This is a genomic window from Erythrobacter neustonensis (assembly GCF_001663175.1).
GTDB classification, from domain to species: domain Bacteria; phylum Pseudomonadota; class Alphaproteobacteria; order Sphingomonadales; family Sphingomonadaceae; genus Erythrobacter; species Erythrobacter neustonensis.
Genome location: NZ_CP016033.1, coordinates 2,504,459 through 2,518,317 on the forward strand (window position 1 = coordinate 2,504,459; position 13,859 = coordinate 2,518,317).

12 protein-coding genes and 1 tRNA gene are annotated in these 13,859 nt (G+C 65.8%); 3 read left to right on the forward strand and 10 right to left on the reverse strand.

Annotated elements, in window-relative coordinates; translation table 11 throughout:
• Positions 1-154: 154 nt before the first annotated feature.
• The 7 genes from phoU to recJ all read right to left on the reverse strand — a co-directional run bounded on the left by phoU (position 155) and on the right by recJ (position 7,796).
• On the reverse strand, positions 155-823 hold the full coding sequence (gene phoU / locus A9D12_RS11590; protein WP_197489814.1) for a phosphate signaling complex protein PhoU: 669 nt from the start codon (positions 821-823) through the stop codon (positions 155-157).
• Positions 823-1,590 (reverse strand): phosphate ABC transporter ATP-binding protein PstB, encoded by a 768-nt coding sequence (pstB, locus tag A9D12_RS11595; protein ID WP_156522930.1) that lies wholly within the window; start codon positions 1,588-1,590, stop codon positions 823-825. Before pstB ends, phoU begins: the two co-directional genes overlap by 1 nt.
• A gap of 17 nt (positions 1,591-1,607) precedes the next feature.
• Positions 1,608-2,894: a phosphate ABC transporter permease PstA gene (gene pstA / locus A9D12_RS11600; RefSeq protein WP_068351992.1), complete on the reverse strand. Its 1,287-nt coding sequence runs from the start codon at positions 2,892-2,894 to the stop codon at positions 1,608-1,610.
• The gene (pstC, locus tag A9D12_RS11605; RefSeq protein ID WP_068351994.1) at positions 2,891-4,276 is read right to left on the reverse strand and encodes a phosphate ABC transporter permease subunit PstC; all 1,386 of its coding nucleotides are present in this window, start codon (positions 4,274-4,276) and stop codon (positions 2,891-2,893) included. The genes pstA and pstC overlap by 4 nt, the downstream gene beginning before the upstream one ends.
• Before the next feature lie 127 nt (positions 4,277-4,403).
• Positions 4,404-5,636, reverse strand: coding sequence for a sensor histidine kinase (locus tag A9D12_RS11610; RefSeq protein ID WP_068351996.1), 1,233 nt, complete (start codon positions 5,634-5,636; stop codon positions 4,404-4,406).
• Between the two features lie 171 nt (positions 5,637-5,807).
• Positions 5,808-5,882: transfer RNA gene (locus A9D12_RS11615), tRNA-Glu, on the reverse strand.
• Between the two features lie 114 nt (positions 5,883-5,996).
• A complete protein-coding gene (gene recJ / locus A9D12_RS11620) occupies positions 5,997-7,796 on the reverse strand; it encodes a single-stranded-DNA-specific exonuclease RecJ (RefSeq protein WP_068354408.1) in 1,800 nt (599 codons plus the stop codon).
• Positions 7,797-7,878: 82 nt separating this feature from the next.
• Between recJ and A9D12_RS11625 the strand changes: the two genes are divergently transcribed.
• From A9D12_RS11625 to A9D12_RS11635, 3 genes are all read left to right on the forward strand, one after another.
• Entirely contained in the window at positions 7,879-8,370 is a 492-nt protein-coding gene (locus A9D12_RS11625) for a flavodoxin family protein (RefSeq protein ID WP_068351998.1), read from the forward strand.
• Between the two features lie 121 nt (positions 8,371-8,491).
• Positions 8,492-9,271: a hypothetical protein gene (locus tag A9D12_RS11630; protein WP_068352000.1), complete on the forward strand. Its 780-nt coding sequence runs from the start codon at positions 8,492-8,494 to the stop codon at positions 9,269-9,271.
• A gap of 107 nt (positions 9,272-9,378) precedes the next feature.
• Complete coding sequence (locus A9D12_RS11635; RefSeq protein ID WP_231889755.1) at positions 9,379-9,792, forward strand: AHH domain-containing protein; 414 nt, start codon at positions 9,379-9,381, stop codon at positions 9,790-9,792.
• 19 nt (positions 9,793-9,811) lie between these two features.
• On the opposite strand, the gene A9D12_RS11640 is transcribed toward A9D12_RS11635, so the two are convergent.
• The 3 genes from A9D12_RS11640 to leuA all read right to left on the reverse strand — a co-directional run bounded on the left by A9D12_RS11640 (position 9,812) and on the right by leuA (position 13,837).
• Complete coding sequence (locus A9D12_RS11640) at positions 9,812-10,813, reverse strand: NAD(P)H-dependent flavin oxidoreductase (RefSeq protein ID WP_068352004.1); 1,002 nt, start codon at positions 10,811-10,813, stop codon at positions 9,812-9,814.
• Between the two features lie 87 nt (positions 10,814-10,900).
• The gene (locus tag A9D12_RS11645; protein WP_068352007.1) at positions 10,901-11,953 is read right to left on the reverse strand and encodes an amidohydrolase family protein; all 1,053 of its coding nucleotides are present in this window, start codon (positions 11,951-11,953) and stop codon (positions 10,901-10,903) included.
• Positions 11,954-12,154: 201 nt separating this feature from the next.
• Complete coding sequence (gene leuA, locus A9D12_RS11650; protein ID WP_068352010.1) at positions 12,155-13,837, reverse strand: 2-isopropylmalate synthase; 1,683 nt, start codon at positions 13,835-13,837, stop codon at positions 12,155-12,157.
• Positions 13,838-13,859 lie beyond the last annotated feature (22 nt).

Sequence of the window (13,859 nt, forward strand, 5' to 3'; positions counted from 1 at the left end):
CAAACGACAGTTTGATGAAAGGCCCGTCGATTTCAACCATGCGCTGCAAATCGGCGCAATGTTTCACATGAAACATCGCAAAATCGACCCGAAAACGCGCGGAAAGGCGGCGCAAAACGACCCTAGAGGGGGTCAAGCGCGGGTCAAAACGGGCCTAGCGGTCGCCTTCGGGGGGGTAGGTTCCGGTCGCGGCGAAGTGGACCATTTCGGCCACGTTGGTCGCGTGGTCGCCGATGCGTTCGATGTTGCGCGCCACGAACAGCAGCTGCGCCGCGCTCGAAATGGTCGAGGGGTTTTCGACCATGTAGCTGACGAGGTTGCGGAAGATCGAGTTGTAGAACCCGTCGACCTTCACGTCGGTCGCGATCACTTCGCGCGCCAGATCGGGATCGCGCGCGGCATAGGCGGTGAGCACATCGTGCACCATTTCGCCCGCGAGCTCGCCCATCACGGGCAGCAGCGTCAACGGTTCGAACCGGCCGCGGCCTTCGATCATTCCGGTGCGCTTGGCGATGTTCTTCGAATAGTCGCCGATCCGTTCGAGCACGCCGCCGATCTTGAGCGCGGCGATCACTTCGCGCAGGTCGTCCGCCATCGGCGCACGCAGCGCGATGATCCGCACCGCGAGCTTGTCGACCTCCATTTCGAGCGCATCCATGCGCTTGTCACGCGCCACCACCTGTTCGGCCAGCGCCTCGTCCCCGCGCACCAGCGCGTCGAGCGATTCGGCAATCGCCACCTCGGCCAGACCGCCCATTTCCGCGATCAAGCCGCGCAGGCGGGTGATGTCTTCGTCGAATGCCTTGACGGTATGTTCAGCCATCAGCCGTAACGTCCTGTAATGTAATCCTTCGTCCGCTCCTCGATGGGATTGGTGAAGATTTCCGAGGTGGGCCCATACTCGACCATTTTGCCGAGGTGGAAGAATGCGGTGCGCTGGCTGACACGCGCGGCCTGCTGCATCGAGTGGGTGACGATCACGATCGCATAACGGCCCGAAAGCTCGTCGATCAGTTCCTCGATCTTGGCGGTTGCGATGGGATCGAGCGCAGAGGCCGGTTCGTCCATCAGGATCACTTCGGGATCGACCGCAATCGCGCGCGCAATGCACAGGCGCTGCTGCTGACCGCCCGAAAGCGCGGTGCCCGAATCGTCGAGCCGATCCTTGACCTCGTCCCACAGGCCGGCGCGCGTCAGCGAGCGTTCGACGATCACATCGAGATCGGCCTTCTTCTCGGCCAGCCCGTGAATCTTGGGGCCATAGGCGATGTTTTCGTAGATCGACTTGGGGAAGGGGTTGGGCTTCTGGAAAACCATGCCGACGCGCGCGCGCAGTTGCACCACGTCCATCCGGCTGCCGTGGATGTCCTCGCCGTCGAGTTCGATCAGACCCGTTACCTTGGCTGCGCCGATCGTGTCATTCATGCGGTTGAAGCAGCGCAGGAAGGTCGACTTGCCGCAGCCCGACGGGCCGATGAAGGCGGTGACGTAATTGGGCGAAATGTCGATCGACACGTGATCGATCGCCTTCTTCTCGCCGTAGAAGACGCAGACGTCACGCGCGCGAATCTTCGCGTTCTCGTCGGCCATGTTGGGATGGATTACAGTCACCAGCGTTTCTCGAACTTGTTGCGGAGGTAGATTGCGAGGCCGTTCATGGCGAGCAGGAACGCGAGCAGGACGATGATAGCCGCGCTGGTGCGTTCGACAAAGCCGCGGTCGATTTCGTCCGACCACAGGAAGATCTGCATCGGCAGCACCGTGGCGGGCGAAGCGAAGCCTTCGGGCGGGGTAGCGACGAAAATCCGCATCCCGATGAGCAGCAACGGCGCGGTTTCGCCCAGCGCGCGCGCCATGCCGATGATCGTGCCGGTCAGCATGCCGGGCAGCGCAAGCGGCAGCACGTGGTGGAACACGACCTGCACCGGCGAGGCGCCGATGGCGAGCGCGCCGTCACGGATCGACGGCGGCACCGCCTTGATTGCGTTGCGGCCCGAAATCACGATCACGGGCATCGTCATCAACGCCAGCGTCATCCCGCCGATCAGCGGCGCAGAGCGCAAGCCGGGGAAGGCCGCGAGGAACAGCGACAGGCCCAGCAGACCGAAGATGATCGAAGGCACCGCAGCCAGATTGCTGATCGAGACTTCGATAATGTCGGTCCAGCGGCCGCGCGGGGCGTATTCTTCGAGATAGAGCGCCGAGAGCACACCGATCGGGAAAGCCAGCACCAGCGTCACCAGCATGGTCAGCATCGAGCCCTTGAGCGCGCCCCAGATGCCCACCGATTGCGGGCTGGTGGCATCCGAACGGGTGAGGAAGCCCCCGTCGAAATTGCGCCCCAGCTTGCCCTGATCCTGCAACCGCGCGGCGAGCGCCTGAAGCTCGGGCGAACCTTCACCGCGCAGCGCGCCCGACATCGCCGAGGTGGTCGGCAGCTGGAAGGTCTGGGTGCGGTTGATGAGATCGGGATCTTCCGCAAGCGCGGCGGCGATATCGCGCCAGGCATCGGGCGCGATCTGGGCGGCGGCATCCGCGCCCAATTGCTCGCTTGCGAAGGTGGTGACGATATTGGGCAGACCCTGCATTTCGAGCGTCTGCGCAGCGCTGGGTGCGGTGAGCGAGGTCGCATCGCCCGCAAGGCCGCTGGCGGGAAAGTCGATCGTGACCGCCATTTCGGTGCGCTGGAACCCGGCGACACCGTTCATCAGCATGTTGCCGAGCAGGAACACCAGCACCGCAACCGAGAACACCACCGCGCCAAGCCCGATGCGGCGGAAATTGCGTTCCTGCCGATAGCGGCGGGCAAGGCGCGCTTCGAACGCGGGCGTGCGCGTCGGGCCGAGCGCGGCGGGCGCATCTACGGTTGTTGCGGGGAGGGCGGGATCGCTCATTCGTAGGCCTCACGGAAGCGCTTGACGACGCGCAGCGCGATGAAGTTCAGCGCGAGCGTCACCATGAACAGCACGAAGCCGAGCGCATAGGCGCTGAGCGTTGCGGGGTGATCGGTGCTTTGCTCGCCGGTCAGCAGCTTGACGATCTGGACCGTGACGGTCGACATCGGTTCAAGCGGGTTGGCGGTAAGATTGGCGGCGGGCGATGCGGCCATCACCACGATCATCGTCTCGCCGATCGCGCGGCTGACGGCGAGCATGATGCCGGCGACGATGCCCGGCAGCGCGGCGGGGAACAGCACGCGGCGGATCGTCTCGGACTTGGTCGCGCCCATCGCCAGGCTGCCGTCGCGCATCGCGCCGGGCACGGCGGCCATCGAATCGTCGGCCATCGAGGAGACGAAGGGAATGATCATCACCCCCATCACGATCCCTGCGGCGAGCGCGCTTTCGGTCGAGGCGTTGGTGATCCCGACCGCGACCGCGGCGTTGCGGATCATCGGGGCGAGCGTTAGCGCGGCGAAATAGCCGTAGACCACGGTGGGAACGCCCGCGAGCAGTTCGAGCAGCGGCTTGATCCAGCGGCGCACGCGCGGATCGGCATATTGGGTAAGGTAGATCGCGCTCATCAACCCGAGCGGGATCGCGACGATCATCGCGATGATCGCGCCGATGAAGATCGTCCCCCAGAACAATGGCACCGCACCGTAGCGCGAGGCATCGACCGCCTCGGGATTGCCCATCGTGTCCGGGCCCCACTTGGTGCCGAACAGGAAATCGATCGGCGAGACCATGCCGAAGAAGCGGACGGTCTCGAACACGAGGCTGACGAAGATGCCGAGCGTGGTGAGGATCGCCACCAGCGAGGCGAGCATGAGGATCGTGAGCACGGTCCGCTCGACCTTGGTGCGCGCCCCGAATTGCGGGCGCAGGCGCAGGAAGGCGAGCGCGCCGCCCGCCAGCGCGATCAGCACGGTGACGATAATGCCGATCGTGTTGTAGCGGGCAAAGGCTTCGCGGAAGGGCGCGATCAGCGGCTCTGCCTCGTCGTTGAACACGCCCGGCGCCTGCCCCAGCGCGACCGCGCGCGCTTCGCCGAGGAAGGCGTCACGCTCGAACCCGAAGATCGGCAGGCTTTCGGCCGCAGGGGAGGCGAGCACCGATTGCATCACCAGCTGCGGGGCGATGATGCCCCAGGCGATCACGAAGACGAGGACGGGCAGCACCACCCACAGCGCGACATACCAGGCGTGATAGACCGGGCGCGAGGCCGGACGCGTCGCCGCGTCGCCGGTCTGGAAACCCCACGCCTTGGCGCGGCCCGCAAGCCAGCCGACAAGGCCGAGGCCCAGCGCAATCAGGATCAGTGTGATCGGCGACATGAAGAAAGACCTGTGTTCCCTGCCGGATGGTTGCTGCGGCGCATGATGGCTTGGCACCCCGGTTTTGCAAGCGCCGCAAGGCCGCGGCGGCTGCGCTATCGCGGGGCCATGTTGGAGAAATAAGACACTAGTGTGACAAAGGCGCGGTTTGATCCGAATAAGGTTCTGCGGCAGCGGAAAGCCCGTCCTGCGCGACAGGTAGCCGCACCACCACGCTGGTCCCTTTCCCCAGCGCACTGGTGATGTCGAGCCGCCCGCGGTGGCGTTCCACAATATGCTTGACGATGGCGAGGCCGAGCCCGGTCCCGCCCGAGGCGCGGCTGCGGCCCGGATCGGTGCGATAGAATCGCCGGGTGAGATGCGGGATCTGATCGGGCGCGATGCCTTCGCCTTCGTCGGTCACCGTGATCCGTGCCAGATCGTTCTGCGTCAGATCGAGCGTGACGACCACAGGCCGATCCGCCGCGCCGTATTTGAGCGCGTTGTCGACGAGATTGCGCACCACCTGTTCAAGCTGCTGGCGATCGCCGGTGACGACCGGCTGCGCCGTAATCTCAAGCGCGAGGCGATCGACCCGGCTGAGCCCGGCGGCATCGCGGGCGGCACGTTCCAGCAGCGGGGCAAGATCGATCCGCTCGGTCGGAAGATCGTGCTTTTCGGCCTCGACCCGGCTCAGGCTCATCAGATCGCTGACCAGCGCGTGAAGACGCTGCGCCTCGCGCTCGATCGTGCCCAGGAACTTGCGCGCGGTCGGCGTGTCGATGTTGCCGCCGTCTTCCTGCAAGGTTTCGACATAGCCGAGGATCGCAGCGAGCGGGGTGCGCAGTTCGTGGCTGGCGTTGGCGACGAAGTCGGTGTGCGCGCGGCTGATGTCGGCCTCGGCGGTCTGGTTGATGAATTCGAGGATCGCAAGCCGGTCGTCGATCATCTGGCGGTTGATCTGCCAGATATCGCCGCGCCGCACGAGGCCGCGCACGATCGCCTCGTTCTGCCTGCTGTCGCCAAGCAGTTTGACGGCCTGGGGGTTGCGCAGCGCAACGCGGGTGTCCTGGCCGATCACGTGCTGCCCCAGCAGCTTGCGCGCCGCGTGATTGGCCAGCGCGACTGTGCTGCGATCGGTGATGACGAGGGGAATCGAAGAATTCTCGATCAGGTCGCTGATCGATTCGAGCGTGAGCGGCTGCTTCTTCTTGGCCTTGGGCGGATCGGGCGGACGGCCTGCGGCAACGAGCAGCGAGCCCACCCACACGGTCAGCACCGACAGCGCAATGACGAAATCGGTGCCCAGCATCAGCAGGGCCAGGAAGGTCACCACCGCAAGGCTGATGCCGGCTATGGGAATGTTCTGGCCGCTGCCCATGACGCCGCCCTTACGCGCAACTTCCGGGCGAGGGAAGGCGCTGGCGTGGCTTGTCACAAATTCCGGATGTCGCCGGGGAGCGCAGCCCGTCAGCGAGGGCAGAACGCGAAAAGGGCGGCAAAGCCGAAGCCCGCCGCCCTGTCCGCTTAAGCGTTCAACCATCCGCGAAGATGGTGACCCCTACGGGAATCGAACCCGTGTTTCAGCCGTGAAAGGGCCGCGTCCTAACCGCTAGACGAAGGGGCCGTCGCGATTGCGAAGCGCGCCAATAGGGGGGTGTTTCGGAACGGTCAAGCGGTGTTTGCCGCAAGTTGGCCAAAAACTTATGCACAGGCGCGTTTTTCCGGCGGTTCCGCGTGCTCAATCCGCGAAGGCTGCGTCTTCCAATTGCAGTTCGGCGGCAGGGCGGCTGCCCCAGTCATCGATCCGCGCGCGTCCGGCAAGATAGAAGCGGCGGCCCTGATGGCGGTGCAGCAGCGTCTGGCCCATTTCGGTTTCGCCCGCACGAAAGGCGATGGCCTTGAAGCTCTTGCCGTCATTGCCGCTGGCGATGATCCGCACGTGATCCTTGCCGACGATATCCGCCTTCACGATCCTGACCGGCCCCACCGCGACGCGCGGGGCTGGCCAGCCGACACCGTAAGGGCCAGCCGCCTCCAGCGTGTCGACGAGGTCGGGGGTGAGCCCACCGGGGGCGAGCGCGAGATCGAACAGCATCGCCGCGCCAGCGCGCGCACGCTCGACATCGCGGGCGAGGCGGGTGTCGAGAAACTCGGCAAAATCGGCCAGGCGCGCAGGATCGATCGTCAACCCGGCCGCCATCGCATGCCCGCCGCCTGCGACCAGTAACCCGGCCTCGCGCGCGGCGATGATGGCAGCGCCCAGATCGACCCCGCTGATCGACCGGCCCGAACCCTTGCCCTGGGCATCGTCGAGCGCGATCACGACCGCGGGCTTGCCGGTCTTTTCCTTGATCCGCCCGGCGACGATCCCGATCACCCCGGGGTGCCAGCCATGGCCGGCGATCACCTGCACCGCCATGTTGTGCTGTCCGGCAAGCTGCGCTTCGGCGGCTTCCTGCACCGCCGCCTCGATCGCGCGGCGCTCGTCGTTGAGCACCGAGAGCTGCGCGGCGATCTCGCGCGCTTCTTCGGGATCGGTGGTGGTCAAGAGCCGCACGCCCAGCGTCGATTCGCCGATCCGTCCGCCGGCGTTGATTCGCGGGCCGAGCGCGAAGCCCAGATCGCTGCATTGCGGCGCGCGTGAGAGCCGGCTTGCGTCCATCAGCGCCGCCATCCCGATCCGCGACCGCTTGGCGAGCACTTTCAGCCCTTGCGCGACAAAGGCACGGTTGAGTCCATGCAGCGCGGCGACATCGGCGACCGTGCCCAGCGCCACCAGATCGAGCAGCCCGATCAGTTCAGGCTCGCGCCGCTCGCCCGCAAACCAGCCGCGGCTCCGCAAAACGCGCACCAACGCGATGCCGAGCAGGAAGGCAACACCTACCGCGGCAAGGTGGCCGTGGGCCGCGCCAAGGTCGCTTTCGTCGAGGCGATTGGGATTGACCAGCGCGTGCGCGGGGGGAAGGTCGGGGGCGCACTTGTGGTGGTCGACGACGATCACATCGACGCCTGCATCGCGCGCCATGCCCAGCGCTTCGTGCGCCATCGCGCCGCAATCGACCGTGACGATCAGCTGCGAACCGGCTTCGGCAAGCCTGACCAGCGCCTCGCCCGAGGGGCCATAGCCTTCGAGCAGGCGGTCGGGGATATAATAGCCCGCTTCCAGCCCGAGCTGGCGCAGCAGTTCGACCAGCAACGCGGCACTGGTCGCGCCGTCGACATCGTAATCGCCGTAGATCGTCACGCGCTCGCCCGCGATCACCGCATCGGCAAGGCGCGCGGCGGCCTGATCCATGTCGCGGAAGGTCGAGGGATCGGGCAGGAAGGCGCGCAAGGTCGGAGCGGCGTGGCGCGCCAGATCGTCCTCGGCCACCCCGCGGGTGAGCAGCAGCTGGTCGAGGATCGAGCGGCCGAGGCTGTGCGCGCCGTCGCCCAGTTCCATGTTGCCCCCGCGCCAGCGCCACGCCTTGCCAGAAAGCGACGATGCAACACCAAGAACCGGCGCGAAGCCGGGAGCGGTAAGGGGAGATGTGGCCATCAGCGCGCAATAGCGCAAAGTGTCGCCGGCTGACAGCGGCGCGTGGTTGACAATCGACAGGCGGCGGGCGCAGCGATTGGCCATGCATCCTGCTGAACCGCACCTTTTGATCGTCTGGCACAGCCGCACCGGCGCAAGCGCGGCGCTGGCGGCGGCCGCAGCGCAGGGCGCGGGCGTGGGCGCGGTACTGCTGGCTGCGCCCGAGGCTGATCCGGCGACATTGCTGGCAGCGGGCGGATACCTGTTCGTCTGTCCCGAAAATCTCGGCAGCATGAGCGGCGCGATGAAGGAGATGTTCGACCGCGCCTATTATCCGCTGCTCGGCCGGATCGAGGGGCGGCCCTACGCCACGCTGATCGCAGCCGGATCGGACGGGGCAGGGGCGCAGCGTCAGATCGACCGGATCGTCACGGGCTGGCGGCTGAAGCGCGTGGCCGAACCGGTGATCGCCGTGCTCGGCGCGCAAACACCCGAGGCAATCACGGCCCCCAAGCAGGTTCCGGCATCGACGCTGGCGACCGCGCATGACATCGGGGCTGCGCTTGCCGAAGGATTGCGGATGGGGCTGTTCTGAAGATTGCACCAATATGGGACAAGCGTCCCCTTTGGGGACTCGACGCGGCTTGGCAAACACGCCAAATGGAGCGCAAGTATCGGCTTTACATGGGCAACTGACGCAGAGAGGGGCCTCGACGATGGCACAGTCGCCGCGCACCCTTGAGCCTGAGCTTTATCTGCTGTTTGCAAGGGACAAGCGGCCGGATGTGGCGGCGATACGGGCCTTTGCCGAAGGTTTGCCGGGGCTGATGGTAACGCATGACCGGGCAGTGCATCCGGCGTCCGGAACCGCCGCTGCATCGCACGACGCGGAAATCTGGGCCGAGCTTCTGCACGATGGCCTGACCTTCGATATGGGCGGTCTGGCGCCCGGTCCCTCGGCCGCCTTTCCCGCAGTGCGTCACCGCTTCGATCTTGCAAGCCTGCCTGCGGCGCAGGATTTCGACGCAGTTGTGCTGCGGCCCGGGCCTCATCTGGCCGGTGCAGGCAGCGCGATGCCGCTGATGCGCAGTTTGCTGGCGCTCGCGTGCCATCTGGTGCGCGAGTTCGGCGATCTGGCAGCGGTGATCTGGACGCCGGCTAACAGCGCGACCGGGCGACGGTTCTTCGAATCCGCGACCACCGCTTGGCTTGAAGGCGGGCCGTTTCCCGCGCTCGGGCTTGCCGCCTTCGAGGAGGCATCCGAAGGCGCGCTGGAGAGCATCGGCCTTGCGTTCTGGATCGGACAGGAGCTGCGGATCGAAGCGCCGCTCAGCGCCGACCGGGTCGCGGCGACGCGGCTTGGGATACGGGTTGTCAACCATCTCGTGCTTACAGGGGGGCTTGTGAACGATGATCGCATCACGGCTCCCGATGGCACGCGGCTGTTGCTGCGCCTTTCGCGCGATCGTGCGGTGGTCAGTGTGCTGCGTGAGTAGCCCTGCGGCCGGGGGCGCACAGGCATAAGCGGCCGCCGCTTACATTTCGCACGGTCAACACGCGCGGGGCCGCCGGATACAACCCGGGTCTGCAGCGCCACCGTCTCCTGCCTTGCCAGGTGCTTTCCCAGCGCTGTTTCGGCCGCATGTTCGCAGAGGTCGGACTGAGCGATGTCGGGTTTGACGATTTCCGCCGCAACGGCCTGCTCCTGCCCGCAACCGAAAGCTATTCCGCGCTGACGGGGATGCCGCTGCACCGCGGGCCGCACCGCCGTTACAACGAAGTGGTGATCGCGCGCGTGGGCCGGATCGAGGCGCGCTGGGAGGCGGTGCGCAGACGCGATTCCGGCGCGGCGCTTGCCGAGGCGCTGATGCGGCTGCACCTGCTGCAAGCCGCGCTGCGCCGCCAGCTGCTCGCCGAAAGCCGCCGGATCGTGCTGAGCCGCAAGGACCCGCTGGGCACGGGGTTCGACTTCACGCAGCTCGATGCGATGGCCGAGGAATTGTGGGCCGCAAGCTGACCGCCCGCGGCCCTGGCCATCAGGCGCTGCCCGCAGCCGCCGTCCACGCTTCGTAGGCCGAATTGCCCATCAAACGCGCCTTGGCCTCGTGATATTCGCATTCGAACCGCGCGACCAGATCCTCGACGCTGCCGATTTCCTTGATCGTGCCGATACCCTGGCCCGAACCCCAGATATCCTTCCACGCCTTGGCCTTGGTGTTGCCGCCGCTGCCGAAGTTCATCTTGCTGGGATCGCTTTCGGGCAGGTTGTCCGGGTCCATCCCCGCCGCCTCGATCGAGGAGCGCAGGTAATTGCCGTGCACCCCGGTGAACAGGTTGGTGTAGACGATCCCTTCGGACGAGCCCTCGACGATGCCGTTTTTGTAGGCCTGATCGGCGTTTGCTTCCTTGGTCGCGATGAAGGCGCTGCCGGCATAGGCGAAATCGGCACGCAGCGCCTGGGCTGCAAGGATCGTCGCGCCGTGGCCGACGCTGCCCGACAGCGCGACAAGGCCGTCGAACCATTCGCGGATTTCCTGCATCAGGGCGAACGGCGACAAGGCGCCTGCGTGCCCGCCAGCGCCCGCTGCCACCGGGATCAGGCCGGTCGCGCCCTTTTCGATCGCCTTCATTGCGAAGCGGTTGTTGATGACATCGTGCATCGTCACGCCGCCCCAGTTCCTCACGGCGGTATAGATATCCTCGCGCGCGCCCAGCGAGGTGATGACCATCGGCACCTGCCACTTCGCGCAGGTGGCCATGTCGGCATCGACGCGGTCATTGGTCTTGTGGACGATCTGGTTCACCGCGAAGGGCGCTGCCGGGCGATCCGGATTGGCGCGGTTGTGCGCTGCCAGTTCCTCGGTGATCTGGTGCAGCCATTCGTCGAGCTGCGATTGCGGGCGCGCATTCAGCGCGGGAAAGCTGCCGATGATCCCCGCCTTGCACTGCGCGATCACCAGTTCCGGGCCGGACACGATGAACAGCGGAGAGCCGATCAGCGGCAGGCGCAGGCGATCGAACGGAGCGGGAAGGGGCATCGGTTTCTCCTCGGGACTGATGTGTTCGCTTGCGTCTCTAACGCGGACGGCGCACCTGCCAAGCGCGATTTTGTGGGTGACGCTGCGTCAGGCGAGCAGGTCTTCAAGTCCGTAGAAGCGCGCCGCCGTACCGGCGAACAGCGCCGCCTTCTCATCCGCGCCGGCCCCGCGCGACAGCCGCTTGAAGGCGTTCCACAGCGTGGCGTAATCCGCGCCCCAGTAATCGACCGGGTAATTGCTTTCGAACATCGCGCGCTCCGGGCCGAAGGCTTCGATGCAGGTTTCGATGTAGGGCCGCCACAGGCCGGCGAGATGCTCCGAACCATGGCCTGCGCAAGGACCGTCTTCGGGCAGCGCGCAGAAGGCCATCGCCAGCCCGCCCAGTTTGACCACCACGTTTTCGTACCGCGCTAGTTCGCGGATATTGCCGCGCCATTCGTCGAAGCGTTCGGGCAGGGTTCCCTTGTAACGCGCCAGGCCCACCGGCGTCCCGCAATGATCGAGGCAGATCGGCTGATCGGGGAAGGCGCGCGCCAGATCGATCACATCGGGCAGTTGCGGTTCGAGCACCCAGGCATCGAAGGTCAGTCCGCGCTTGCCCAGCTCGGCAAAGCCTGCGCGGAAGGTGGTGTCGCGGTAGAGCCCTTGCGGGTGATGGAACGGCGCGCCGAGCACGCTGGCATCGGCATCCCATGCGCCCGCATGGCGGATACCCTTGAAGCGGCGCGGGGCGGCAGCGTGCAATGCATCGAGCACCGCGCCGGCCCCGCTCCCCAGCATCAGATCGGCATGGCCGACGATGCCAGCGCAATAGCGCGACGGGCCGTAAAGCCCGCTCGCCGATTGCGCGGCGACGCCGTTGACGAATTCAGCCTCGCCCACGGGTTTGAGCGCGTCGCCATAGGCGCCGTTGTAGAACGCGCCGCATTCCATGAAGACCGTGCCGACGATGTTGTGGCCGGTCGTCAGATGCGCGTGGAGCTGGTCGAAGGTGTAATGCGCATTGGGCGCGATCGCGGCGATGAAGGGGTGATGCGGCGTCGGGAACATCGGCACCATGGGCCGCAGATCCCACAGGTGATGGTGCGGATCGATGATCGGCAGATCGGGATCGAGAATCGGTTCGCGCAGCTCGGTCATCGGTCATTCTCTCCATCGGTGGGCGGCCTGTTGGAGACACATGAGACACTGTCCAGGAACAGAAAATGTCTCACGCCGCATCAGGCTCTGTTGCAGGTACGATAGGGGAGAGTGCGCGCGCCGTCATCGGGCGATTGATAGGTCGCGCGCACCGGGTAGGAAAGCGGGGAGCGTCGGGCGGGGGGGCGATCGCGAAACGCCTCAGGCTGGTGCGACCGCCGTATTCGCCGCTGAAAGCACCGCGCGCACGCTGGCGGTGGCGATGTCTTCGTCGATCCCGCAGCCCCAGATCGTGCGGCCATCGGGGGTGCGGCATTCGAGATAGGCAGCCGCGCGCGCATCGGTGCCTGCGCCCAGTGCGTGCTCGGTGTAATCGACGACCTCAAGCTCGACCCCGAAGGCATCTCGCAGCGTTCCCATCACGCTGGAGATAAGGCCGTTGCCGCGGCCCGAAACCGATTGTTCGGCGCCATCGACCGCGATCGTTCCGGCAAAGATGCGCGTGCCATCGGCGGCGCGGCTTTCCTCGTAGCGGACCAGCTGGAAATGCTTGGGGCTGATCTTGACGTGATAGGCGCGGCGGAAGGCGTCCCAGATGTCGCCCGCGTTCAATTCGCGGCCCAGTTCGTCGGCCATGGCTTGCACGTGGCGCGAGAAGTCGGCCTGCATCTTCTTGGGCAGCTTGAGGCCCTGATCCTTCTCCAGCACCCAGGCAAAGCCGCCCTTGCCGGACTGCGAATTGACGCGGATCACCGCCTCGTAGCTGCGCCCGAGATCGGCCGGGTCGATCGGGAGATAGGGCACGCGCCATGCTTCGTCGTTCTGCGTCTCGCGGGCTTCGAAGCCCTTCTTGATCGCGTCCTGATGGCTGCCGCTGAACGCCGTATAGACCAACTCGCCGCCATAGGGGTGGCGCTGGTGGACGGGCAGATCGTTGCAATAGGTGACCGTCTCGATCACCCGGTCGATGTCGGAAAAATCGAGTTCGGGGTCGACGCCTTGCGTGTAGAGATTGAGCGCCATCGTCACGAGGCAGCAATTGCCCGTGCGCTCGCCATTGCCGAACAGGCAGCCTTCCACGCGGTCCGCGCCCGCCATCAGCCCCAGTTCCGCCGCCGCAACGCCGGTGCCGCGGTCGTTGTGCGTGTGCAGCGAGATCACCGCCGCGTCGCGGTTCGGCAGGTGACGGCAGAAATATTCGATCTGGTCGGCGTAGACATTGGGAGTCGCCGCTTCGACCGTTGCAGGCAGGTTGAGGATGATCGGATGATCGGGCGTGGGCCGCAGAACGTCCATCACCGCGGCGCAAACCTCGATCGAGAAATCGAGTTCGGCGGTGGAGAAGGTTTCGGGGCTGTACTGGAAGTGCCAATCGGTGCCCGGATATTTTGCGGCCTCGTCACGCATCACCTTGGCGCCGGCCACCGCGATGGCCTTCACCTCCTCCTTCGACATGCGAAAGACGATATCGCGCCATGCGGGGCTGACCGCATTGTAGAGATGGACGATGGCGGCGCGCGCGCCCTCCAGGCTGGCGAAACTGGTGCGGATCAGATCCTCGCGGCTTTGCGTGAGCACCTGGACGATTACGTCTTCGGGGATCGCATCCGACTGGACGAGGCCCGAGATGAAGTCGAACTCGGTCGCGCCTGCGCTGGGGAAGCCGACTTCGATTTCCTTCAAACCGACTTCGACCAACAGATCGAAGAAGCGACGCTTTTTCACCGCATCCATGGGGTCGATGATCGACTGGTTGCCATCGCGCAGATCGGTCGACAGCCAGCGCGGGGCCTTTTCGATCAGCCTTGATGGCCACTGGCGGTTGGGCAGATCGATCTGGCCAAAGGCGCGGTATTTCGCGGAAGGCTGCTTGAGCATGGGCATGGTGGAAGGCTCGTCATGAAGC